Annotated in this window: 19 protein-coding genes; 4 read left to right on the top strand and 15 right to left on the bottom strand. The window is 62.6% G+C overall.

Annotated features, from left to right (window positions below; genetic code table 11):
• Nucleotides 1–15: 15 nt before the first annotated feature.
• The 4 genes from QD356_RS06105 to QD356_RS06090 all read right to left on the bottom strand — a co-directional run bounded on the left by QD356_RS06105 (nt 16) and on the right by QD356_RS06090 (nt 4887).
• The gene (locus QD356_RS06105) at nt 16–1320 is read right to left on the bottom strand and encodes a TRAP transporter large permease subunit (protein ID WP_054556964.1); all 1305 of its coding nucleotides are present in this window, start codon (nt 1318–1320) and stop codon (nt 16–18) included.
• A gap of 3 nt (nt 1321–1323) precedes the next feature.
• Nucleotides 1324–1845, bottom strand: coding sequence for a TRAP transporter small permease subunit (locus QD356_RS06100; protein ID WP_192838902.1), 522 nt, complete (start codon nt 1843–1845; stop codon nt 1324–1326).
• A 10-nt stretch (nt 1846–1855) separates the two neighbouring features.
• Nucleotides 1856–2845, bottom strand: a complete 990-nt coding sequence (gene dctP, locus QD356_RS06095) for a TRAP transporter substrate-binding protein DctP (protein WP_192838901.1) — start codon at nt 2843–2845, stop codon at nt 1856–1858.
• Nucleotides 2846–3459: 614 nt separating this feature from the next.
• Nucleotides 3460–4887 (bottom strand): sodium:solute symporter family protein, encoded by a 1428-nt coding sequence (locus tag QD356_RS06090; protein WP_192838900.1) that lies wholly within the window; start codon nt 4885–4887, stop codon nt 3460–3462.
• Between the two features lie 187 nt (nt 4888–5074).
• On the opposite strand from QD356_RS06090, the gene QD356_RS06085 reads away from it, so the two are divergent.
• Nucleotides 5075–6172, top strand: a complete 1098-nt coding sequence (locus QD356_RS06085; protein ID WP_192838899.1) for a LysR family transcriptional regulator — start codon at nt 5075–5077, stop codon at nt 6170–6172.
• A 109-nt stretch (nt 6173–6281) separates the two neighbouring features.
• Here QD356_RS06085 and QD356_RS06080 read toward each other — a convergent pair whose 3' ends face one another.
• The 9 genes from QD356_RS06080 to QD356_RS06040 form a co-directional block, all read right to left on the bottom strand.
• Entirely contained in the window at nt 6282–7802 is a 1521-nt protein-coding gene (locus QD356_RS06080; RefSeq protein WP_192838898.1) for an aldehyde dehydrogenase, read from the bottom strand.
• Nucleotides 7799–9169 carry a Zn-dependent hydrolase gene (locus tag QD356_RS06075; protein ID WP_192838897.1) on the bottom strand — a complete coding sequence of 457 codons (1371 nt, stop codon included), beginning with the start codon at nt 9167–9169 and terminating at the stop codon, nt 7799–7801. The genes QD356_RS06080 and QD356_RS06075 overlap by 4 nt, the downstream gene beginning before the upstream one ends.
• Before the next feature lie 140 nt (nt 9170–9309).
• Entirely contained in the window at nt 9310–11037 is a 1728-nt protein-coding gene (locus QD356_RS06070; RefSeq protein ID WP_192838896.1) for a thiamine pyrophosphate-binding protein, read from the bottom strand.
• A 184-nt stretch (nt 11038–11221) separates the two neighbouring features.
• Nucleotides 11222–12019: an aldolase/citrate lyase family protein gene (locus QD356_RS06065; protein ID WP_192838895.1), complete on the bottom strand. Its 798-nt coding sequence runs from the start codon at nt 12017–12019 to the stop codon at nt 11222–11224.
• 3 nt (nt 12020–12022) lie between these two features.
• Nucleotides 12023–13312 carry a TRAP transporter large permease gene (locus QD356_RS06060; protein ID WP_054556959.1) on the bottom strand — a complete coding sequence of 430 codons (1290 nt, stop codon included), beginning with the start codon at nt 13310–13312 and terminating at the stop codon, nt 12023–12025.
• A complete protein-coding gene (locus QD356_RS06055; RefSeq protein WP_225996571.1) occupies nt 13309–13890 on the bottom strand; it encodes a TRAP transporter small permease in 582 nt (193 codons plus the stop codon). The genes QD356_RS06060 and QD356_RS06055 overlap by 4 nt, the downstream gene beginning before the upstream one ends.
• Nucleotides 13891–13892: 2 nt before the next feature.
• Nucleotides 13893–14870, bottom strand: coding sequence for a DctP family TRAP transporter solute-binding subunit (locus QD356_RS06050; RefSeq protein ID WP_043334979.1), 978 nt, complete (start codon nt 14868–14870; stop codon nt 13893–13895).
• 344 nt (nt 14871–15214) lie between these two features.
• A complete protein-coding gene (locus QD356_RS06045; RefSeq protein ID WP_192838969.1) occupies nt 15215–16522 on the bottom strand; it encodes an aminotransferase class I/II-fold pyridoxal phosphate-dependent enzyme in 1308 nt (435 codons plus the stop codon).
• A 209-nt stretch (nt 16523–16731) separates the two neighbouring features.
• A complete protein-coding gene (locus QD356_RS06040; protein ID WP_192838894.1) occupies nt 16732–17637 on the bottom strand; it encodes an AraC family transcriptional regulator in 906 nt (301 codons plus the stop codon).
• 367 nt (nt 17638–18004) lie between these two features.
• On the opposite strand from QD356_RS06040, the gene QD356_RS06035 reads away from it, so the two are divergent.
• The 3 genes from QD356_RS06035 (at nt 18005) to QD356_RS06025 (ending at nt 22169) form a co-directional block, all read left to right on the top strand.
• Entirely contained in the window at nt 18005–20167 is a 2163-nt protein-coding gene (locus QD356_RS06035) for a TonB-dependent siderophore receptor (RefSeq protein WP_192838893.1), read from the top strand.
• 65 nt (nt 20168–20232) lie between these two features.
• A complete protein-coding gene (locus QD356_RS06030) occupies nt 20233–21123 on the top strand; it encodes an alpha/beta hydrolase-fold protein (RefSeq protein ID WP_192838892.1) in 891 nt (296 codons plus the stop codon).
• A 335-nt stretch (nt 21124–21458) separates the two neighbouring features.
• Nucleotides 21459–22169 carry a hypothetical protein gene (locus QD356_RS06025; RefSeq protein ID WP_192838891.1) on the top strand — a complete coding sequence of 237 codons (711 nt, stop codon included), beginning with the start codon at nt 21459–21461 and terminating at the stop codon, nt 22167–22169.
• A gap of 118 nt (nt 22170–22287) precedes the next feature.
• On the opposite strand, the gene madM is transcribed toward QD356_RS06025, so the two are convergent.
• A complete protein-coding gene (madM, locus tag QD356_RS06020) occupies nt 22288–23049 on the bottom strand; it encodes a malonate transporter subunit MadM (protein WP_054556957.1) in 762 nt (253 codons plus the stop codon).
• A 10-nt stretch (nt 23050–23059) separates the two neighbouring features.
• On the bottom strand, nt 23060–23542 hold the full coding sequence (gene madL / locus QD356_RS06015) for a malonate transporter subunit MadL (RefSeq protein WP_192838890.1): 483 nt from the start codon (nt 23540–23542) through the stop codon (nt 23060–23062).

Raw genomic sequence — 23542 nt, 5'->3', positions numbered from 1 at the left:
TCTCGTCGTGGTCGGTCAGATCAGGCTGGGCAGGAAGGTCGTCAGCCACGGAGCCCAGTAGAGCATCAGCATCGCGAACAGGAAGCAGATGACGATCGGCCAGGCCGCGGCGTAGATGGTCTGCATCGGCGTCGCCGGGGCGGCGCCTTTCACCGCGAATAGGTTGTAGCCGAAGGGCGGGGTCAGACTGCCCACCGAGATGTTGATCAGGAACAGTGTCCAGAACCACACCGGATCAAAGCCATACAGCTTGACCAGCGGCGCGTAGATGGGAATCACCACCATCATGAAGGCGATCTGATCGATGAACATGCAGGCGATCAGCGGAATCAGCATCAGGATCAGCAGCATCCACACCGGGTCGAGATCCAGCCCGGTCACGCTGCTCACCAGACCGCTGGTGGCGCCGGTGAAGCTCAACAGCTGCGAGAACAGCTTCGAACACGCCAGGATCAGGATGATCATGGTGCTGACCTTGAGCGAGGACATCACCGCCTCGCCGGCCATCTTGAACGAGAACTTGCGGTAGTAGGCCGCGACTACCAGCGAGCCCAGCACGCCGGTGGCGGCGGATTCGGACGGCGTGGCGATGCCGAGCAGAATCAGGCCGAGCACGGCGAAGATGATGATGGTGAACGGCAGCATGTTGATCACGGCGCGGCGCTTTTCCTGGGCCGTGCCGCCACCGCTTTCATCGACGGGCGGCGCGCGACGTGGGTCCAGCGTGATACGCACCTTCACATAGAGGATGAACAACGCGGCCAGCAGGATACCGGGCAGGATACCCGCGATCAGAAGGCGTGCGATGGAGACATCCACCATCGAGCCGATGATGATCACCAAGAGGCTCGGCGGGATGATCGGCGCGAGACTCGCGCCACCCAGAATCAGGCCGATGGAGAGTCTGTCGTCATAGCCGCGCTCCTGCATGGTCGGCAGCGCCGAGCGACTGAGCATGGCGGTCACGGCCAGCGCCGAGCCGGACAGGGCACCGAACAGCGTCGAGAGGGCGACGACGAAGAAGTAGAGGCGACCCTTCATGCGGCCCATCAGGGCATCCAGCGAGTCGAAGATCACATCGATGGAGCCGGAGCGGAACAGCAGTTCCCCCATCAGCACGAACAGCGCGATGGTGGTCAGCGTCTCCGAGGTCATGCTGTCGTAGACACTGTTGGCGAACATGCCGAAACCGGCGGTGCCCATCAACCACAGCGTGCCGAGCACGTTGATGGTCAGGAAGGCGGCGAAGACGGGAATGCCGAGGGCAAACAGGCCCATCAGCAAGGCGATGGCCAGGCCCAGAGAGGTATACCATTCCATGACTCAGGGTCCTTTTCTGGCGGCGGTAGCCGGGGGCGTCGCGCGGCTAGTCGAGCGGCTAAAGGCGTGGCGCAGGAAGTACAGGGCGGCGCTGATCATCGCGTAGGCGATGAAGCTGGAGACCCAGTACTTGGGAATGTCGAGGCCCATGGCGGTGGTGGTGTGGTAATTGAACTGACGCAGGCTTTCCTGCACGCAGATCCAACCGGCCACGGCGCAGACGGCGCCGGTCACCAGGGCGAGGAGACGATCATAGAAGGCGCGCGCGGCAGGGCCGAGGCGCTCCGGCAGCACGGTGATGGCGATATGGCCATGGGTGCGTGCCAGTTCCGGCGTTGCCAGCGAAATCGAGAGGCATAGCAGGTAAGCCACCATCGCGCCGGACCACAGGGTGGGAGAGTTGAAGAAGTAGCGCGCGATGACTTCCAGCCAGAAGCACAGGACGATGCCACACAAGGTGACACCGCCCAGAAGGAAGCCTGCTCGCGTCACGCCGTCATGCACACGTGCAAGCAGGGTTAGCATGGTGGATTCCTTACTCGCTGACGGTGGTCAGGTTCTTCTCGATCGCCAGTTCACGCATGGCGGTCACCGTGTCCGGGGTCTTGTCGATGCCCAGCTGCCAGATACCGTCGGTGACGAGGGCATCCAGACGCTCGGCGTCTTCCGGTGCGAATTCGGTGGCCTGCATGCCGGCTTCGTCGAGCGCCTTCCACTCTTCGACTGCCAGCTCATCCAGGATCGGGACGATCTCGGTTTCCAGCTCACGGCCTTCGTCGAGCAGCACTTGCTGCTGTTCCGGCGACAGGGTGTTGAAGGCGTTCAGGTTCATCAGCACGAAGTTGTAGGTCTGACCGAAGGTCGGCTTGGAGTAGTAGCCGGCGACTTCCTGCCAGCCCATGTCCTTGACGCCATTCAGGCCCCAGGCCGCGCCGTCGATCACACCACGGTCCATCGCGGAATAGACATCGCCACTGGACATCAGCACCGGCGTACCGCCCAGGCCCTTGGTGACGTTGGTATAGGTGGGGCTGCCGCGAAGACGACGGCCATCCAGACCCGGCGTACCGGTGATCGGCTCCTTCAGCACGTACTGGAAGCCGTGGCTGCCCAGCGGCGGAATCGCGATCAGCTTGAGGCCCAGGCCGTTGTAGTGCTCATCGACCATGTCCCACAGGCCGGATTCACGCGTCTGTTCCGGATTCACCGCCACGCCATCCATCGCGGCGCCGACGCCGGTGGTGTTGGTGTGGTAAGCGGCGTGGGTATAAAGCAGCTGGAAGACACCGGCCGCGACAGGCTGCAGCTGCTCGAAGGGCGGCACCACATCCGGGCCGGTCAGCTTGATGGTGAGGTCGGCGGCCTTGTTGGCTTCGACTTCCTTGATGAAGCGCTGGGCAATCTCGCGGGAGTAGGCAGTGGTCTGGTCGTAACTGGACAGCATGCGCAATTCGGTGGCCATGGACTGGGTGGCCGGGAGGAGGGCGAGCAGCGGGAGCAACAGAGCGGGCTTGAGGGTTTTCATAGCAGTATCCACGTTATCGTTATTGTGAGCGGGGCAGTGCATGCGGGACTTCTCGTGACCATGATGCTGCGTCCGGGAGATGCATGCGGTACCTGTCCCTGCTTCTTGTTGTGATGGTACGCCTTCAATCTATGAGGCCCTCCCTTCGCGGTCAACGAATCATCAGCCTTTTGGGCTTTCAAATTTCAATACGCAGTATTTGCCAAATTTATGTAAGAAAATATGTGTGTATTGTGCGGTGACAACATGCGGGGATTGCGATGAGAAATTGGCCGATCGATGGCAGAAAAGACCGGCAAGTCGTCGCAAGGATAGTGGGCAGTCGAACGCGACAAAACCTGCCTGAAGCCATCTGCTCGGCCAGTAGAATGGTCAAAAGAATAGCCATCATGGTGGCCAGCAGAATGGCTATCAGAATGGCTATCAGAGTGGCGAGCAAGAAACCGCAGAGCGATGGATCCTGAACACGGGAAAGCCCCCGTTGTCGATGCTCTCAAGAGGTCATCGGCAACGGGGGCTTTCGGGTGGTACATCACTGCCTGATGCGCACTGAGCGCAACTGTTCTCTCAGTCAGTCAGCTCGGCCAGTCAGTGCGCCAAGTCAGCTCGGTCAGTCAGCGCGCCGCGGACTCGGTCGAGAGGCTCAGGCTCGGCTTGCGCAGCGCCAGCGGCATCAGCGCCAGCGAGACCGGCAGGCCGATCATCACCGGGTGCAGGCCGAAGGGATGGCCCAGCACCTGCCACAGCACGGCGGTAGCCAGCCCGCCCCACATCATGATCACCCCGCCACGCGGGTCTGGCGTGCGACGGCACAGCGCGACCACCGTCGGCACCAGCACACCGCAGACCAGCATCGCGCTGCCGAGAATCCAGATATCGAGCAGACGCGGGGCATAGAGCGCCAGGCCCAGCGAAATCAAGGACATGGCGACCACCGAGTGGCGGCTCATGCGCAGCATGAAGGCATCATCGCGGCCCTTCATGCGCGGCTTGATGATGTCATTGGCGATGGAGGACGCACCGGCGATGAAGAACGAATCCGCGCACGAGATGATGGTCGCCAGCAGCACGACGACCATGCTGACCATCAGCGGCAACGGCAGGGTGGCCTTGATGATGGCGTAGAAGGACAGGTCCGGATTGGCGACCGCGATATCCAGCCCCAGCTTGGCGAAGGCGCCGATCAGGACCACGGCACCGCCGACCAGCAGCGTGAAGACGATGGCGACGGCGTAGCCGGTGCGTGCCGCCTTGAGGCTGCGCGCGGCCCAGAAGCGCTGCCACAGGTCCTGGCGCACGAACTGATAGGCGCCGATGGTCAGCATGTAGACCGCCAGTTCATGGCCGGAAATGCCGGTCAGGCTCAGGAAGTCAGGGTTGCCTTCGGGCATGGGTGCCGCGCTGATGAATTCCCAGCTGCCGCTGGCGTAGTAGACGGTGACCAGCAGGAAGAAGATGCCCAGGGTCTGCAGGGTGCCCAGGATGGCGTCTGACCAGATGACCGCCATCAGGCCGCCCAGCCATGTCTTGGCGGTCAGCAGTGCCCAGGTCAGCAGGATGCCCACCGGCAGTGCCAGGCCGAACACCAGCTTGAGCACCGTGGCCACGGCCACGAACTGCATGCCGGTGATGGCCGCGTAGGCACACAGGATACTGAGCAGGGTCGGCACCCTGACGCCTTCGCCAAAGCGGCTGACCAGGAAGTCGGCCAGGGTCACCATGTTGAGGCGCTCGCCTTCGGCGTGGATCTTGCCGATGAAGAAGTACAGCGCAATGCCCGCGAAGGTCATGCCCACCGGCAGCCACAGCTGGCCCATGCCGAAGGTGTAGCCCTTGGAGACGAAGCCCAGCAGGGTAGAACCGCCGACGGCGGTACCGATCAGCGTACAGATCAGCGGGAAGGTCGAGGTGGAACGGCCTGCGACATTGTAATCATCATAGGTCTTGATGCGGCGGAAGAAATAGAGCGAAAGCCCCATCAGAAATACGCCACATGCTATGATCATGATCGAGAGAATGAAGGTTTCTCGGGTATCGAACATCGTCGTGTTTTCCGCTTTATTGATATTGTATTGATCGTCATTAGTGTCTTGAGCGAGGAGGAATATATCACTCGAGGGCAGACGTTGGTGACGCGGTGCTGACTTTATTACCATCTGGCGTACCACCGGGAGTGCGTTTCATTGCGCTCTTGCCGGTCGCGCCACTTTCGGGACAGGAACAATCGCCATGCGACCCATACATGACACGCTGGACTGGAACCTGCTGAGAACATTCATCGTCATCGTCCAGGAGGAAAGCGTCAGTCGGGCCGCGGCGCGTCTCTACCTGTCACAGCCAGCGGTGAGTCTGTCACTCAAGCGCCTGGAAGAGCGCCTGGGGCAGCGTCTGATCGAACGGGACAGTCATAGCTTCCGCGTGACCGGGGCGGGGCAGGTGGTCTATCGCGAGGCGGTGGAGATCTACGCCAACGTGGCGCGTCTCGCCTCTGAGGTGGGCAATAGTCATACGGAGATTTCCGGACATGTCTCGCTCCTGTTCATCACCGGCATTGAATGCCGTTTCCTTGATAGCGTGTTCGCACGCTTTCACCGCTGTTTCCCCCAGGTCACCTTCTCGATCCAGGAAATGTCCAGTCACGAGGTGCAGCAGGGCTTGCTGCAGCGCCAGGGGGCCTTGGGTATCTGTCTGGCCCAGCAGACGCCTGAACAGCTGATGTCCCAGGTGCTGGCGCGCCAGAATTACCGCTACTTCTGTGGTCGCATGCATCCGTTGTTCGGTCAGCAGAACCTGCCGATGGATGCGCTGCGCAATGAACGCTATGTCTCCTTTGGCAGTGAGCAGCTCGATGGCGTGCTGTCACCGCTGGCGATGTTCCGTGCCCGCGAAGGCGTGCAGGGTCCGGTGATCGGTCAGTCCAGCAGCCTGCAGGAAATCCGCCGCATGGTGCTGGCCGGTTGGGGCATCGGCTGCATGCCCGAGCACATCGTGCGCCGTGAAGTCGCGGAAGGAGAGTTGTGGCCCCTGCCGCCCTACGGTGGCGTGGCCGATATCGACCTGCACCTGATGTGGCACCGCGAGGCGCGTTTCAGTGCCGCCGAATCCACCTTCGTCAACTTCATGCACAACGCGCTGGCCAAGGTGCCGCTGGAAGAGCGTCTGCATCGCGGGCTGGAACTGCAGCCCGCCGCGGCCTCTACCGCAGCCGACGGCGTGCCGGCCAGTCGCGACCCGCTTGCCGCCGTGCATGCTGATCCTGATGCGGCCCAGCCGGGTGCGGCCCAGCCCGAGTCCGGCGATGATAAGAGCACGGGCGAGACTCACTAGACCGAATGTCAGTTTCAAGCCCCATTTCTCGACTACCACCATCGGCACCGCTGCCATCCTGCAATATCGGATGACAGCGGTGCCTTGGGTGGGTGGGTCGTCACAGGCCTCAGTAGGCGAGATTGATCCAGGTGGTCTTCAGGTCGGAGTACTTGTCCAGTGCGTGCAGTGACTTGTCACGCCCGAAACCGGACTGCTTGACGCCACCGAAGGGCACGCTGATATCGCCATCGGCGTAGCAGTTGACCCACACCAGCCCCGCCTTGAGACGCCGCGAGACACGATGGGCACGCGCCAGATCGCGGGTCCACAGGCCAGCGCCCAGCCCGTAGATGGAATCATTGGCCAGTTCGATGGCTTCTTCCTCGCCGCTGAAGCGGGTCACGCCGAGCACCGGGCCGAAGATTTCCTCGCGCATCACGGTGCTGTTCTGGCCGCCTTCCACGATGGTCGGCTCCAGATACCAGCCGCCGGCGGTGGCATCGCTGGGCGCGATCGCCTGGCCGCCCTGGTGCAGCGTCATGCCTTCCGAGAGCGCCGTCTCGACGAAGCCGAGCACCTTTTCGTGGTGGTCCGCGCTGACCAGTGCGCCCATGCGCGTGGCCGGGTCGAGCGGGTCACCGGCCGGCATGGCGCGGGCGCATGCGATCAGACGCGGCATGAAGTCATCGAAGATGGCCTCATCGACATACAGGCGCGAACCGGCGATGCAGACTTCGCCCTGATTGATGAAGATGGCATCGGCGGCGGCACGTGCGGCCTGGTCCAGGTCCGGGCAATCGGCGAACACGATATGCGGCGACTTGCCGCCACACTCCAGCCACACACGTTTGAGGTTGGAGTCGCTTGAGTAGCGCATGAAGCGCTTGCCGGTCGCGGTGGAGCCGGTGAAGGCCAGCGCATCGACTTCCATGTGCAGGCCGAGCGCCTGACCCGCCACCGCGCCCAGGCCCGGCGTGACGTTGAACACGCCCGCCGGAATGCCGGCTTCATCGGCCAGTGCCGCCAGACGCAGCGCACTCAGGCTTGAGGCTTCGGCCGGCTTGAGCACCACGCTGTTGCCCAGCGCCAGCGCCGGCGCGAACTTCCAGGAAGCGATCATCAGCGGGAAGTTCCACGGCACCACCGCCGCGACCACGCCCAGCGCTTCACGGGTGATGGTGGCGTGCACGTTCTCGCCGGTGGGCGCGATCTCGTCGTAATGCTTGTCGATGGCCTCGGCGTACCAGGCCACCGAGCGCGCGGTTTCCGACAGATCAAAGCCCAGGCTGTCGCCGATCGGCTTGCCCATTTCCAGTGTCTGCAGCAGGGCCAGTTCTTCGGCATTGTCGCTGATCAGCTGGGCAAAGCGCTGCAGCACGGCCTTGCGGGCCTGGGGGGACTGACGCGACCAGACACCGGATTCGAAGGCACGACGCGCGGCCATCACGGCGCGGTCGATGTCCTGCTCGGTGCAGGCGGTGATATGCGCCAGCACTTCGCCGGTGGCCGGATTGTAGGCCGGGAAGGTGTCGCAGCCGGTGCTTTCGGTATAGGCGCCGTCAATGAAGGCACGCGTCTCGAAGGTCAGCGCGGCGGCGCGTTGCTGCCAGTCGGCATGCGTCAGCGGGGCGGATGTGGCAGTGCTCATTGGGCGTTCTCCGCGGTGTTGTGGGTCGCCTTGGCGTCGTCAGGGTTGGTGCTGACGATGCCGGCACGCTTGAGCATCGCCAGCAGCAGGACGTTGGCGCCATCCTCGAGATCGGACGGTTCGGCGTTCTCGCTCTCGTTGTGGCTGATGCCGTCTTCGCAGGGCACGAAGATCATCGCCACCGGATTGATGCCGGCGATCTGCACGGCGTCGTGACCGGCGCCGGTTTCCATGTCGCGGTAGCTGAGTTCCAGCTCTTGACTTGCGCTGCGCACCATCTCGATCAGTTCCGGCGCGAAGGGCGTCGGCGGTATGTGCTGGACCTCGATCAGCTCGATGTCCACGCGCTGCCTGTCGCTCTGGTTGGCGGCGTGATGCTTGAGGCACAGCGCCTTGAGCTGGTCGTGCATCTCGGCGAGCACTGCCGGTTCCAGGTGACGCAGGTCGACGCTGAAGCGCACCTGGCCCGGAATCACGTTGCGCGAGTTAGGATGCACATTGAATTCGCCACAGGTGACGCGACCGTTGGGCTGGTAGGCATCGGCCAGCGTCAGGATGTCGCTGACCAGCGCGCAGGCGGTCTTGAGCGCATCGCGGCGGTAGGGCATCGGCGTCGGGCCGGCGTGGGCTTCCTGACCGCTGACCACCACGTCGAACCAGTGCAGGCCCAGCGAGCCGGTGACGGCACCGATGGTGATCTCTTCCTGCTCCAGCACCGGGCCCTGCTCGATATGCGCCTCGAAATAGGCGCCGAAATCATGGCTGCCCACCGGCACGTCGCCGGCATAGCCGGTGCGCGCCAGTGACGCGGCAACGCTGTCGCCGTCACGGTCGGTGGCGGCCAGGGCCTTCTCAAGCGGGATCAAGCCCGCATGCACGCCGGACCCCATCATCACCGGCACGAAGCGGCTGCCTTCCTCGTTGGTCCAGATCACCACTTCCAGCGGGGCTTCGGTCTCGATGCCGCGCTCATCCAGCACGCGCATGACTTCCAGGCCGGCCAGCACGCCGTAGCAACCGTCGAACTTGCCGCCGGTGGGCTGGGTGTCGATGTGGCTGCCGGTGGCGACCGGCGGCAGGTTGTCATTGCGGCCCGGGCGACGGGCGAAGATGTTGCCGATCTCGTCGACGCGCAGTGTCAGGCCAGCGGCCTCGAGCCAGCCGGTGACCAGCTCGCGGCCGGCGCGGTCTTCTTCGGTCAGGGCCAGACGGCAGTTGCCGCCCTTGGGCGTCGCGCCGATCTCGGCCAATGTCATCAGCGCGTCCCACAGGCGCTTGCCATCGACGCGCAGGGCGAGGCTATCCAGAATCTGCTGGGTCTGTGCGGCGTTGGCAGAGGGAGCTGAAGGGGTAGTGGTAGTGGACATGTTGTTGTATGACTCCTGTCGTCGCGCTCTGGCGGCATGGTTCAACTGTTCTGACGGTTCAACTGTTCTGACTGGCGACCTTCCCGCCTTCGGGCGACGGGAAGGTCGTCCGAAGGCGGGAAGGAGCGCCTCCCTGTGACTTACTCGGCCGCGTTACGCGTGAGGGCATCTTCACGGATGCCGCTGAGCAGCTTGCCCGGGGCGATGCCGTCCGGGTCATAGCGCAGCTCGATCAGGGCCGGCAGACGCTCGCGGTCGGCGAATTCCAGGGCGCGCTTGAAGCTTTCCTCGAAATCCTCGTCCTTCTCCACCACCTGACCCAGGCCGCCGTAGGCGGTGACCAGCGCGGCGAAGTCCGGGTTGGTGAAGGTCAGCGCGATCTCGCGGCCCGGGAAGTCGTTTTCCTGGTGGGCGCGGATGGTGCCCCACATGCCGTTGTTGAACACCAGTACCACGACGCCGAGGCGGTACTGCAGTGCCACGCCCAGTTCCTGCAGGTTCATCTGGAAGCAGCCATCACCGGCGTAGCAGACGGCGGGGCGTTCCGGGAATTCCAGCTTGCTGGAGATGGCGGCGGGCAGGCCGTACCCCATGGAACCGACGGTCGGGGCCAGCGAGCTGCCCAGGCCACGGAAGCGCACGTAGCGGTGTGCGTAGAGCGCATAGTTGCCGGCGCCGACGCTGATGCAGCCCTTGCCATCGAGAATACGGTCGACGGTCAGGCTGACCTTGTCCAGGCTCAGCGGGCCCGGCGACGGCTGCTCTTCCAGCGTGGCCAGATAGGCGGCGCGCGCCTCGCGGGTAATGCCGGACCAGCGCGGCGCGCTATCCGGGGACAGGGTGGAGAGCGCCAGTGCGAAGCCGTTGACGTCGGTATTGATGGCCAGCGTCGGCTGATAGACACGGCCCAGCTCTTCCGGGTCTGCGTAGATGTGCACCAGCTTCTGGGTCGGTACCGGCGACTGGATCCAGCTGTAGCCTTCGCTGGTGGCTTCGCCGATACGGGTACCGACGGCGATCACCAGATCACTCTCGACCAGCTGCTGGCGCAGTGCGTCATGCATGCCCATGCCGACGTGACCGGCGAATTGCGGCAGTTCGGCATCGACGCACTCCAGACGGCGCCAGGCGACACCGGTGGGGATATCGAAGCGCTCGGCGAAGCCTTCCAGCGCGACCTGGGCATCGCGGGTCCAGCCGCTGCCACCGACCAGCAGGAAGGGGCGCTCGGCAGTCGCGAGCAGGCGCTTGAGCTCATCCAGCTGCGGCTGACCCGGGTAGGTGGCCAGACGCGGATGCGGCTTGACGTCCGCGACCTGGGCTTCGCCCCACAGGGTGTCTTCGGGCAGCGCCAGCACCACCGGCCCCGGACGGCCGCTGCGCGCCACCTGATAGGCACGTGCGATGTATTCCGGAATGCGTGAGGTGTCGTCGATCTGCGCGACCCACTTGGTCATCTCGCCGAACATGCGGCGGTAATCGATTTCCTGGAAGGCTTCGCGCTCGATGAAGTCGCCCCCGACCTGACCGATGAACAGGATCATCGGCGTGGAATCCTGATAGGCGGTGTGTACGGCGATGGAGGCGTTGGTGGCGCCCGGGCCACGGGTGACGAAGCACACGCCCGGCTCGTTGGTCAGCTTGCCGTAGGCTTCGGCCATGTAGCCTGCGCCGCTTTCCTGGCGGCAGACGATGGGCTCGATGGCGCCCTTGTGCTCATTGAGCGCATCGATGCATGGCAGGTAGCTTTCGCCCGGCACCAGGAAGACACGCTTGGTGCCGTGCAGACGGATCTGGTCGACGAGGATCTGCCCGCCATTGCGCAGCGGCAGAGTGGAAGCGGAGGAGGTGTTCGCGGCCTGAGTCATGGGAGTGCTCTCGTTGTTGTTGAGAATTCGCTGTTGAGAAATCAGTGTTGAGAATTCGGATGTTGAGAAATCGATGTTGAGAAATCGGTATTGAGAAGACGGTACTTTTGAAGCGGTAATGAATTCGGTGCGGCGCTCGGCAGGGCAGCCTTTCAGAACTGAGGCGCGGTGCTGTCGACGGGCATCAGGTCAGCGCTCCACCAGCGGGCATCGGGTCAGCGCCGCGAGCGGGCATGAGGTCATAGAGCGCCTCGAGCTGTTCGGGGTAGATGACGCAACGCGCCTGCAGCCCCTGCTGATTGGCCCAGTGCTGGTCGGTGCCCAGGCCGTGCTTCCAGCGCCACGGGCCATCGATGGCCAGCCGGCGATGGGTCTTGCAGGCCTGCGCCAACCGCTGACGCCACGGCTTGAGCGTCTCGGTGATGGTGGCGGCGGGCTGGTCGGGCATCAGACCCAGATCCGTGGCCAGGTCCCCGGTACCGATCAGCGCTCCCAGCAGGCGTGGCGTGTCATCGCCCACGGCGAGCAGTTCCTCGGCGGCCAGCAGTCCGGCCTGGCTTTCCAGCGTCGCGACGCTCTTCAGACTGCCCCGTGGCAGACCATGCAGGGCTTCCTGCTCGGCGAGGGCGTCATCCAGCGCGGCCAGCTGGGCGCGTTGCACGACGGCAGGCAGGAAGATGGCGGCGGGAGTGCCAGTGAGATCGCCCAGGGTGGTGCCGATCAGCTCTGCCAGTTCGTCGCGACCGCCGTGCTCCAGCAGGTTGAGGCGCACGGCCGGCCACACCTTCAGGGCACGGGCGCGTCTGGCGAAGTCGGCGAAGCGACTGATGGCGAGCTTGCGACCGGCGGCCGGGGTGAACTCTTCGAGATCGACCACGATGGCATCGGCGCCGCTGGTGAGGGCGGCCTGCAGACGGGCGGCGTCGTCACCCGGCACGAACAGCCAGCGCTGGGGAAGCTTGTGGTCCATGGCGGTGGTCATCACTCAGCCCTCCATCAGGTTGGGCAGGAACAGCACGAGTTCCGGAATGAAGGTGATCAGCATCAGCACGGTCAGCATCGCGCCCAGCATCAGGCCCAGCGGGCGCAGCGAGTCGCTGACGTTGATGCCGGCGATGCGACAGGCGGCCATCAGGTCGATCCCCAGCGGCGGCGTATTGGCGCCGATGGCCAGATTGACGGTCAGCAGTACCCCGAAGTGCACCGGGCTGATGCCGTATTGCGCCAGCAGCGGCATCACGATGGGCGTCACGATGATGATGATCGCCACGCTTTCCATGAAGGACCCCAGCACCAGCAGCACGGCGGTCAGCAGCAGCAGGACGCTGATGCGGCTGTCGGTGAATTCGCCGATCAGCTGGGCGATGGCCTGCGGCACCTGCTCGTAGGTCAGGCCCCAGGCGAACATGCCGGCCGCACCGATGATCAGCAGGATGGCGCCGGTGGTCTCGGCGGTTGCGCGGACGCTGTCCAGGAAGCCGCGCCAGGTCAGGCTGCGATAGACACAGGTGCCGATGATGATGGCGTAGAGAATCGCGGAGGCGGCGGCTTCGGTGGGCGTGAAGACCCCGAAGCGGATCCCGCCGATGATCATCACCGGCACCATCAGGGCCGGCATGGCGCTGAGCAGGGCGCGGCGACGCTCGCCGGGCACACGGGCCGCGACACCACCCGACCAGCCATGCTTGCGTGACATGTAGAGGGCGACGCCGACCAGCGCGACGGTCAGCATCAGGCCGGGGATGATGCCGCCCATGAACAGCTGGCCCACCGAGGTATTGGAGGTGGTGCCATAGACGATCATCACGATGCTGGGCGGAATCACGGTGCCGATGGAGCTGGCGGTACCGACCAGCGCACTGCTGAAGCCCTTGTCATAGCCGTTGCGGGCCATGGTGGGCAGCAGCATGCTGCCGATGGCTATCACGTCCGCCACGCCGGAACCGGACAGCGCGCCGAACATCATGCAGGCGAGCACCGCGACCACTGCCAGGCCGCCGCGGATATCACCGACCATCGCCATGCACAGGCGTACCAGGCGTTCGGTCAGACCGGCGCGATTCATCAACTGGGCGGCGAGCACGAACAGCGGGATCGCCAGCAGGGTGAAGCTTTCCATCCCGGCCACGAATTGCTGCGCCGAGACCATCATGGGCGCGGCACCGAAGGCCAGCAGGTAGAAGAGGGCCGACATCAACAGCGCGAAGGCGATGGGAATGTCGATGAGGATGCCGAGCGCGAATACGCCGAGCAGAGCCAGGGCGCCGAGAGTCATGAGGCATCTCCTTGGCGTGGGGATGACGGGGCGTCATCGGCCAGGGTGTCACGGGAGGTTGTGGTCGGCGTCAGCAGATGCTCCAGCTGTACCAGTGCCATCGCGGTGCAGCACAGCGGCACGGACAGATAGACGATACCGGCCGGAATCTGCAGCGCGGTGGTGGTCTGACGCATGGTGATGGCGGTCAGGTCCATGCCTGCCTTGGCCAGCAACAGCAGCATGATCAGGATCATGGCGTCAGTGATGCGTCCGGTGATGCGCTGGATACGCACCGAGCGCACCAGCAGCGGCAGCAGACCCGCACTCAGGTGAGTGCGGTTGCGGGTGCAGGACACCGCGGCCAGCAGGGTGGTCCATACCAGCACCAGTTGCGGCAACTCTTCTGCCCAGTGCGGCGGCTGACCCATGACCCAACGCATGAAGACGGTCCAGATCACCAGTGCCGACAGCGCGGCGACTCCGCTGGCAGCCAGGGCCAGACAGCCCCGGCAGCTCCAACGTGAGAGGGTGATCATCAAGGTACGCACGGCACACAACACGGCCAGCGGCTTGACGGAGGGAGAGGCGGAAGACATCGTTACTCGCCCTTGCGGTATTGCTCGACCAGGCCCATCAGCTCAGGCCCGAAGACGTCGGTGTACTCGGCCCACACACCCTGCACCTTGGCATTGAAGGGCGCGGTGTCGACCTCGTTGACCTGCATGCCTGCCTCTTCCAGCTTGGCGACCAGCTCGGCGTCATCCTTCTGGGTCATCGCGCGCTGCTTGTCACGCCATTCGTCGGCGCTCTTCTGCACTGCGGCCTGATCCTGCTCGGAGAGCTGGTTCCAGGTGAAGTTGGAGATGGTCAGACATGCCGGTGCCCAGACGTGACCGGTGAGAGAGACGTAGTCCTGCACTTCGCTGAACGAAGAGGAATAGATGATGGCCAGCGGGTTTTCCTGGGCATCGAACACGCCCTGCTGCAGCGCGGAGTAGAGCTCACCGAAGGACAGCGGCGCCGGGCTGGAACCCAGTGCGGTGAAGGTGTCCAGACGCATCTTGTCTGGCGTGACGCGAATCTTGAGGCCCGCGAGGTCTTCCGGGGTGGTGATGGGGCCACGGTTGTTGGTGACGTGACGGAAGCCGTTTTCCCACCACGACAGGATCTTCATGTTGTGCTCGTCGGCGACTTCCTCGAGCGCATCGCCCAGCTTGCCATCGTAGGCGGCGTAGGCGTGTTCGCGGTCCGGCCAGGAGTAGGGCAGCTCGACGATGCCGAAGCGGGCATCCAGCGGCTGGAAGGAGCCACAGCCGATCACGCCAGCCGGCACGCTGCCGATCTGCATGCCTTCCACGACCGTCTTCTCGTTGCCGAGCTGTCCGCTGGGGAAGACCTGGAAATTGACGCGGCCATCAGTGGCCTCGGCGACATCCTTGGCAAAACCTTCCGCAGCGATGTTCCAGCTATGGGTGGGCGCCAGCACGTGGCCGAGCTTGATATCCTGGGCCTGAGCGGCGCTCAGCGGCAGGATAGCGGTAGCGGCAATTGCAGCGGTCAGCAGGGTACGCTTCATCGGGACACCTCTTGGAGTTGTTATCGTTGTGACAGGCGCCTCTGTGTGCGCCTTGATCCAAGAGTGTGTTCTGTTCGTGTATTTCGGTAGTTTCGATTTTTTATTCTTGGTATTAACCAGATTTATGCTGGGTTTCGATGGCTCGCCAATCCTGTAGTCCAGTCCTTTTATATACCGTTATCTTGCTTTGTAGCCCATTGTGGTTCTGGCAGGGCTGGGCGAAGCAGCAGTCATCGGGTCACGCAACACAAGGCGCCCGCGAAGAGGGGTGTCTTCGCGGGCGCTGAGATATCACTGAGACAGCCTGGTTGGCGCCTCAATGTCGTTTGGGAGCCGCTCTCGCGTCACGCCACCGCCTTGTCCAGCGCCTGGCTGACATCGGCGATGATGTCGTCGATGTGCTCGATCCCCACCGAGATGCGCACCAGATCCGCCGAGACGCCGGCCTTGGCCAGTTCTTCCTCGTTGAGCTGGCGGTGAGTGGTGGAGGCCGGGTGGCATGCCAGCGACTTGGCATCGCCGATATTGACCAGGCGCAGAATCATCTGCAGCGCATCGATGAACTTGCCGCCGGCGATGCGTCCGGCTTCGGCCTTGTCGTCACCTGTCGCGTCCGTCTTGATGCCGAAGCTCACGATGCCGGAGGCCTTGCCGCCGGTGATCTTCTGGCAGGTAGCGTGATAGGGACTGTCCGGCAGCGCGCCGTAGTTGACCCAGCTGACGCTCGGGTGCTGCTGAAGATACTCGGCCAGCGTGAGCGCATTGCTGCAGTGGCGCTCCATGCGCAGGCTGAGGGTTTCCAGGCCTTGCAGCAGCAGGAAGGCGCTCTGCGGTGACAGCGCCGCGCCGGTATTGCGCAGCGGCACCACACGGCAACGCCCGATATAGGCGGCCGGACCGAAGGCCTCGGTGTAGACGACGCCGTGGTAGGAGGGGTCCGGCTCGTTGAGAATCGGGAAGCGCTCCTTGTTGGCGACCCAGTCGAACTTGCCGGAATCGATGATGATGCCACCCACGGTGGTGCCGTGGCCGCCGATGTACTTCGTCAGCGAGTGGATCACGATATCGGCGCCGTGATCGAAGGCGTGGCACAGCACTGGTGTAGCGACGGTGTTGTCGACGATCAGCGGCACGCCATGCTGGTGGGCGATCTCGGCCAGGCGCGCGAGATCGACGATGTTGCCGGCAGGATTGCCGATGGACTCGCAGAAGACGGCGCGGGTCTTGTCATCGATCAGCGCTTCGAGGCCGGTGAAATCATCGAAGGCCGCCATGCGCACCTCGACCCCCTGACGCGGCAGACTATGGGCGAACAGATTATAGGTGCCGCCATACAGCTGGCTGGTGCTGACGATGTTGTCGCCGACCTGCACCAGCGCCTGGATGGCATAGGTGATCGCCGCCATGCCGGAAGCCACCGCCAGCGCCGCGATACCGCCTTCGACGGCGGCCATGCGCTGCTCCAGCACGTCATTGGTCGGGTTCATGATGCGGGTGTAGATGTTGCCCGGCACCTTGAGATCGAAGAGGTCCGCGCCGTGCTGGGTATCATCGAAGGTGTAGGAGGTGGTCTGGTAGATCGGTACCGCCGCCGCCTTGGTGGTGGCTTCCGAGGTATAGCCGTGATGCAGGGCGAGGGATTCCAGCTTCATGTTGTCAACCGACATGACAGTGTCCTTGTGCGAGAGCGTGGCGAGATCTTGTTGTGTCGTGCTGTTCTTCGTGATGTTCAGTTCGTGCTGTTTTTGCGTGCTGTGGTCGTTCGTCCGTATGCGGCTGCATTCCGCCTTCACCGCCAGCAGAGCGCATGCCGTGACGACGCTCAACATTAGCAACGGGTCATCGCCAAGTCCAAGCGTCGCTACGCGGGCACTACCGGCCGCTGACTGGGCGGCACGCCGAACTGGCGACGAAAGGCGGTGGCGAAGTTGGCCGCGCTGCGATAGCCCGCCAATTCGGCTGCGGCTTCTATCGTCAACTTGCGGTCCTGCAGCAGGTGCGCCACTCGGGTCAGTTGTCGGCGGCGCAGGTCCTGCGCCAGGGTCTGGCCGTAGGCGTCGCGATAGCGGCGCTGCAACTGGCGCACGCTCATGCCCAGCCGCGCCGCCATCTCCGCCTGACTCAGATAGGCGGCTTCCCCGCTGTGAATCCAGTCTTCCAACCTTGCCGCCCAGTGCTCGCCAAGCCCTTCGGGAGTCGGATGAGAAAGAGAGGTGGAGGCCGCCAGACATTCGCTGATCACTTCCAGCGCCAGTGACTCGATGCCGAGACGCAACGCCAGCGTCCCCGGCCGTTGGCGGCTGAACTCCTCCAATCGCTCGATCAGACGCGCGGACGGCTGCCAGGCGTAATGGGCCAGATGCCGCGCCTCGGGCATCAGCTGGCTGGCGCGTGATACCCCCAGATGCAGTTTCAGCCATGCCGGCGTCAGCGACAGGATGGCGCTGTGCTCCTGCGTGCCTTTCACGCTCTTGAGCGCGAATTCCGTCACTTCATCGAGGGCGATGCATAGCGCACGCCCCGGTGCCAGTGCATGGCTGTCCGGGCCGAAACTGACCTTCGGCTCCCCGCGCCATACCACGGCGATCTTGAGGGACGGCTCGATACGGGAGCGAATCATCAGATCGGCACGTTTGCGCACGCGGTTGAGGCGCATGAACAACCCCGGCTGAGCCTCATGCAGATGCATGTTGCCGATCAGCGCGCCATCGCCCGACTGGCCCTCGGCAGGCTCGCACTGGTGGTCGCTGGTCAGGGCGCGCGCCATGCGGTGGACGTGCTCAAGCTCGATGATCCTGGGCCTTGCGCTCTCACTTGAGGGCGAGGAGGAGGCTCTGGAGAACGCAGTGGAGGAGAAAGCAGAGGGGAAAGAAGAGGAGGGCATAGAGGAAGGAATAGAGGGCGAAGCGGAAAGCCCATCAGCGGTCGTCGTGGCACCGCCAGCGCAGCCGGAAAGGGAGGTAAGGCTCATCTTGTCGCACCTGCAAACATCACGGAGGGTTCCGCAAAGGTTTTTGTCGTCGTGGAGTGCCAAAATGCCCCGTCAATGCATCAAATACAAATAATTATCATTAGTGGCGACAGGCAGTGAGCACAACACAATGAGCACGAGGCAAGGGGACACGATGATGAAGATGAAGATTCGCGGAGGCGTGCTGTGTGGGGCAGGGACGCGTCGTTTGCTGCTCGGGGCGGGCGTGGTGCTGGTCAGTCTGCCGGTGCAGGCGGATGACTCGACGCTGGTGCTGGATACGCAGCGGGTCACTGGCCTGCGCCTGTATGACATGGCCTCCAGTGAGGAGAGCGGTGGCTACAGCGTGGATGCCGCCACGGTGGGTTCCAAGGTGCCGGCCTCGCTGCGCGACATTCCGCAGTCGGTCAGCGTCGTGACCCATGACGCCATCGAGGACCAGAACTTCATCACCCTGGATCAGCTGGCGGCGCGTACACCGGGCGTGCGGGTGCTGAACAACGACAGTGGCCGCTCGTCCATCTTTGCGCGTGGCTATGAGTACGATGCCTACAGCATCGATGGCCTGTCCGCGCCGATGTCGAGCCTGACGGGCTCGGTGCCTTCGCTGACCGCCATCGATCGGGTCGAGGTCATGCGCGGGCCGTCGGGGCTCTTCAACAGCACCAGTGAGCTGGGCGGCGTCATCAATCTGGTGCGCAAGCGTCCGACCGATACCTTCCAGGGCTCCATCAGCGGGAGTGTCGGTACACTGGATGACAGAAGCGTCAGCGTCGATATCTCAGGGCCCATCGATGAGCAGGGCCGTATCCGCGGGCGCCTGGTGACCCGCTCCACGGAGCAGGCGCAGTGGGTCGATGACAACGACAACACGCTGAATGATTTCTATGGCGCGCTGGATATCGATCTTGACGAGAACACCGAGCTGTCACTGGGCGTGATCCACAACACCAAGGACATCACCGTCAATCAGGGGCAGCCGGTGGGCAGCGATGGCGACTTCACCTACGGACGTAGTTCGGCTTTCTATGGCGCGGACTGGAACAGCTTCGAGAGCGACTCCACCGACGTCATCGCCGAGCTGACGCACCACTTCAGCTCGCGCGGCTATGGACGTCTGGCGGCGCGTTACAGTGATCGCAGTGCCGATTACGAGTACGCCTACAGTGGCTCCGCGCTCAGTGACAGCGGCGAGATGAGCAGTGTCGCGGGCTATGCCGGTTTCACCGATGAGACCTCGGTGAGCGTGGATGCCAGCTACACCCAGGGCTTCGATGCCTTCGGCAACCAGAACGAATTCGTGGTCGGGGTCGACTACAAGACCTCAGAAGCGGACACCACCGCGGCGCGCACCAGCGACCTGACCGGCTCCAGCGCCAGCATCAGCGAGCTGAACAACCTGGCCTATGTCGACATTCTCGGCAACGCGCGTGACGGCGTCAGTGGCTACAGCCTGTCGCGCACCAAGACCACCCTCGAAGAACAGGGCCTGTACGGCAAGGTGACGCTGCGTCCCGTGGCGCCGCTGGCCGTGATACTGGGCGCGCGGGTCAGCCATTTCTCGGTCGACTCCGAAGACAGGATCAATGGCGGCAGCAGCGACATGCAGGACACGGCTGTCACGCCCTACGGCGGACTCGTGTACGACCTGGACGCCGATCACTCCGTCTATGCCAGCTACTCCAAGGTCTTCGAGCCGCAGACCAGCGAAGGCGAGGACGGGGACCTGATCGACCCGCGGGAAGGCGAGCAATACGAGATCGGCATCAAGGGCAGCTATCTGGATGGCGCCCTCAATGCGCGCATCAGTGGCTTCCAGCTGACCGACAGCCACCGCGCGGCATCCTCCACCGACAGCAGCGTCGATTACTCGGTGGATTCCGGCAAGATGCGCATCACCGGTGCGGAGCTGGAGCTTGCCGGCAACATCACGCCGCAGTGGGATGTCATCTTCGGCTACACCTACATGGACTCCGAGGTGCTGGAGGCCGGCAGCTCCGATACCTTGCTGATGCTGATGCCCAACAACATGGTCAATCTGTGGACCCAGTATCGCTTCGAAGGCAACCTGCTGGACGGCGTATCCGTCGGTGCCGGCATGACGGCGCTGAGTGACTTCGACAGCACCCAGGGCACCATTCATGCCCCGGGCTATGCGGTATTCGATGCCATGCTCGGTTACCAGTTCACGCCGAGACTCAGCGGCCAGCTGAACCTCTACAACCTGTTCGACCGCGAATATTACGTGCGCGCCGGTTCTGCCAGTGTCTTCAACTTCGTCGGGCGCCCGGCCAGCGCCGTCGCGACCATGAAGTATGAGTTCTGATGATGAGTCTCGGTTTGCGTGCACGCATGAGGCTATTCGCCCGGCTACAGGCATGGGGGCTCATCATGCTGACATCCGCTACTGTCAGCGTGCCGGCCCTTGCCATGACTCACGCCGCTGATGATGCGCTGCCAGGCACCACGACCTCCTTCATCCAGCATTCGCGTCTCACGGGGCACGATTATCTGATCCAGGTGGCATTGCCCAAAGTTGCGCCGCCTCCGGGAGGTTATCCCGTGCTGCTGGTACTGGACGGCAATCGCCATCTCGATCTGTTCACGGCGGCGCGAGATGTGCTGGGTCGCAGTGGCTTTGACAAGGCACCGGCGAATCTCGCCATCGTCGCGGTCGGCTACGCGGGCAGTGACGAGCAGGCAGCGGCGACGCGCGCCACCGTCACGACACTGCGCTACAAGGATTTCACGCCACCGCTCACCAGCGGCACCGCACCTGCGGGCACCGGTGGTGGGGCGCAGTTTCTGGCCTATCTGACGCAATCCCTGCCGCCTGAACTGGCCTCACGTTATCCGCTCGATCTCGAACGTCCAGCGTTGGTCGGTCACTCACTCGGCGGCCTGTTTGCACTCCATGCCCAGCAGCAACAGCCAGAAGCGTTCGGCGCCATCTTCGCGATCAGCCCCTCGCTGTGGTGGCTGCAGGAGAATGACCAGGCCAACTGGCCGCTGCGTCTTGCCTGCTCCGAGGCGGCGGGCCCAGTATTGATTGCCGCTGGCGGACGCGAGCAATCGCCGCAGCCACAGCGCAATGACCCAAAGCGGGACAGGATGCGTGTCCAGCGCGCGATGATCGACAACGCCCATGCCTATGCGCGCCAGTTGGGCGAGCGCTGCCCGCAGACCCAGGTGCAATGGCGGCGTTATGCAGGCGAAGACCACGGCAGCGTGATGTGGCCCGCGGCGCGCTCGGTGATGGAAATGTTGTTGGGGGCACGCTGATCAGGCTTGCCTGCGTGAGAGCGTGCATGTGAAAGGAAGCAGTTAGAAAGTAAAAACACGACGGCGGCATCAGTGTGGGACATATCTTGCCCTGGCTGATGCCGCCGTCGTCGTCTTGTTTCAGCGCCGCTTTATATCCTCGTGCTCGTCGTAAAATAAAGGAGCTTCATATATGGGAATAGATGTTTTTGAGTATTCTTCTAGCTTTTTCCTATCAGAATGTGCTTAAGTGATATTTCTATAAGTTTTAATATAGATTGCCTTGCAGGAATTTATTTTTACGTTAAAGTAAATTGACATCTAAGATAATAAAATTTAGCTAAGGAGACATTTGCATGGATGATTTATGCCATTATGACACGATCGTACAGCAGCTTAGAAGTGATTATAAAAAGGCAATAGAACGACAAGACATTTCAGCAATATATTCTGTTGATAACGATAATATATCAGGGGTATTCTTATCGAAACCTTCTGAAGAGTATTTTAATGTAAGTCCTAGAATAATGGTGGTAGGGCAAGAGCCAAGAGGTTGGCGTGATAAAGCATGTAAGGTAAAGAATAATCTTGAGATAGATGAGGTTGATCTACAAGAATCAATGAATAAGACATTAGAGTTTGCACGCAGCGGAGGAAAAACCAGTAAGTTTTTCCAATTTTACCGTAAAGTCGCTAAGGAGGTACATCTAGCGAATAAAGATGCGATCATATGGTCTAACCAGTTCTGTGTCAGTAGTAACAAGAAGAGCCCTGTTAAGACCGGTAAAGATAAATTTGCAATAATAAAGGATCTTTCTAACGATCTTATTAAGGCTCAAATTAATAACTTGAGGCCAGATGTTGTAATCTTTACCACAGGCCCCTCTAGAGATAAGTATATAAAAGAGTGCTTTCCTGAGCTCGAAACTATTGAAGTCATTGTGCCTAGGCGTTTATGGCACTTTAAGGTTGGCAGCGTTCACTGCTTTAGAATTACTCACCCGAGATATCTGCGAGGTAATAAGATGTGGGGGCAGGTTATCGAGCACGTCAAGGAAGTATGCTGATTATTAGCAATGGATAAGCTTGTCTATGCCAAGATATATTCTAATACGACTATAGAGGCCAGCGCCTCTATAGTCGTGATTGTTGACAATCAACTGATAAAAGATATCTAGCCTAAAACTACATCACCGCACGCACCGCCAGGAACAGCACCGTCGGGGCGAGCAGAATGCCCAGGCCGGTGTAGAAGGTGGCCGTCATCGCGCCGTAGGGCACCAGGCGGGCATCGGTGGCGGCGAGACCGGCCGCGACGCCGCTGGTGGTGCCGATCAGGCCGCCGAAGATCATCGCGGAGCGGGGATTGTCGAGCCCGATCAGGCGCGCTGTCATCGGCGTGGCGACCATGGTCAGAATCGATTTCACCAATCCGGCGGCGATCGACAGCGCGACCACTTCGGAGCTTGCCCCCAGGGTGGCACCGGTGACCGGGCCGACGATGTAGGTGACCGCGCCCGCGCCGATGGTGGTGATATCGACCGGGTCGGTATAGCCGAAGGCGATGGCGACACCGCCACCGGCGATGAAGGAGATCAGCACGCCGACGAACAGCGCCACGACCCCACGAAAGCCGGTCTGGCGGATTTCCTTGAGGTTGACCCCGTAGGCGGTGGCGATGATCGCGAGATCACGCAGCATGCCGCCGCCCATCAGGCCAAGCCCCGAGAACAGCGTGACATCCGAGAGCCCCTTGCTGCCGCCGGTGGTCGCGCCGCCCACATAGGCCAGCACCAGGCCGAGGATGATGGCGATGGCGGAGCCGTGCAGCTTGCCGTGGGTCAGGTTGTTGCTGATCCAGTAGGCGACATACATCGCCAGGCCGATCACGGCGAAGGCGGCGACCAGATGATACTTGTCGAACAGTTGGACGAGTGACTCGATCATGGTTCAGCCCTCAGTGTTTATGCGCAGGAGTGGAGGAGGTGTGGCGGCTGCGGTCCAGCACCGGCGCACCCGTCGTCACTGAGGTTCTGGTCGGCGTATAGCGGGTCTCGCCGGCGAGCGGGTCATCTTCCAGCACATTCTCGGGGCGCTTGCCGGTCAGCAGCGGCACGAGGGCCAGCCCCAGCACCACGGCCAGCACGCCCGCGACCAGTGCGACCATACCGCCACTGAAGGCCGCGACCACGTTCTGGCTGGCGGCCATCGCGACCACGATGGGGATGTACATCGCGTTCCAGAAATTGATGCCGCTGGCGGTGCTGTCGGCCATCTTGCCGCGGTCCTTCAGCACGCCGGTGATGAAGATGAGCAGCAGCATCGCGATGCCGACGCCGCCGAGATTGGAATCGATATTGAGCATTTCTCCGAGCAGATCACCGATCACGAGACCGGCCATCATGCACCCTGCGAGCAGGGCAACTCCGTAGATCACCAT

Source organism: Cobetia sp. 2AS (genome assembly GCF_029846355.1).
Lineage (GTDB): Bacteria > Pseudomonadota > Gammaproteobacteria > Pseudomonadales > Halomonadaceae > Cobetia > Cobetia amphilecti.
Note: the sequence above shows the minus strand (reverse complement) of the source record. Positions and strands in the feature narration are given on the sequence as shown.

Bases quoted from the DNA above. Each gene is read 5' to 3' on its own strand.
- QD356_RS06105 (WP_054556964.1), bottom strand. From the start codon at position 1,320: ATGGAATGGTATACCTCTCTGGGCCTGGCCATCGCCTTGCTGATGGGC.
- QD356_RS06100 (WP_192838902.1), bottom strand. From the start codon at position 1,845: ATGCTAACCCTGCTTGCACGTGTGCATGACGGCGTGACGCGAGCAGGC.
- dctP (WP_192838901.1), bottom strand. From the start codon at position 2,845: ATGAAAACCCTCAAGCCCGCTCTGTTGCTCCCGCTGCTCGCCCTCCTC.
- QD356_RS06090 (WP_192838900.1), bottom strand. From the start codon at position 4,887: ATGTTCGATACCCGAGAAACCTTCATTCTCTCGATCATGATCATAGCA.
- QD356_RS06085 (WP_192838899.1), top strand. From the start codon at position 5,075: ATGCGACCCATACATGACACGCTGGACTGGAACCTGCTGAGAACATTC.
- QD356_RS06080 (WP_192838898.1), bottom strand. From the start codon at position 7,802: ATGAGCACTGCCACATCCGCCCCGCTGACGCATGCCGACTGGCAGCAA.
- QD356_RS06075 (WP_192838897.1), bottom strand. From the start codon at position 9,169: ATGTCCACTACCACTACCCCTTCAGCTCCCTCTGCCAACGCCGCACAG.
- QD356_RS06070 (WP_192838896.1), bottom strand. From the start codon at position 11,037: ATGACTCAGGCCGCGAACACCTCCTCCGCTTCCACTCTGCCGCTGCGC.
- QD356_RS06065 (WP_192838895.1), bottom strand. From the start codon at position 12,019: ATGACCACCGCCATGGACCACAAGCTTCCCCAGCGCTGGCTGTTCGTG.
- QD356_RS06060 (WP_054556959.1), bottom strand. From the start codon at position 13,312: ATGACTCTCGGCGCCCTGGCTCTGCTCGGCGTATTCGCGCTCGGCATC.
- QD356_RS06055 (WP_225996571.1), bottom strand. From the start codon at position 13,890: ATGTCTTCCGCCTCTCCCTCCGTCAAGCCGCTGGCCGTGTTGTGTGCC.
- QD356_RS06050 (WP_043334979.1), bottom strand. From the start codon at position 14,870: ATGAAGCGTACCCTGCTGACCGCTGCAATTGCCGCTACCGCTATCCTG.
- QD356_RS06045 (WP_192838969.1), bottom strand. From the start codon at position 16,522: ATGAAGCTGGAATCCCTCGCCCTGCATCACGGCTATACCTCGGAAGCC.
- QD356_RS06040 (WP_192838894.1), bottom strand. From the start codon at position 17,637: ATGGCGCGCGCCCTGACCAGCGACCACCAGTGCGAGCCTGCCGAGGGC.
- QD356_RS06035 (WP_192838893.1), top strand. From the start codon at position 18,005: ATGAAGATTCGCGGAGGCGTGCTGTGTGGGGCAGGGACGCGTCGTTTG.
- QD356_RS06030 (WP_192838892.1), top strand. From the start codon at position 20,233: ATGCTGACATCCGCTACTGTCAGCGTGCCGGCCCTTGCCATGACTCAC.
- QD356_RS06025 (WP_192838891.1), top strand. From the start codon at position 21,459: ATGGATGATTTATGCCATTATGACACGATCGTACAGCAGCTTAGAAGT.
- madM (WP_054556957.1), bottom strand. From the start codon at position 23,049: ATGATCGAGTCACTCGTCCAACTGTTCGACAAGTATCATCTGGTCGCC.
- madL (WP_192838890.1), bottom strand. From the start codon at position 23,542: ATGGTGATCTACGGAGTTGCCCTGCTCGCAGGGTGCATGATGGCCGGT.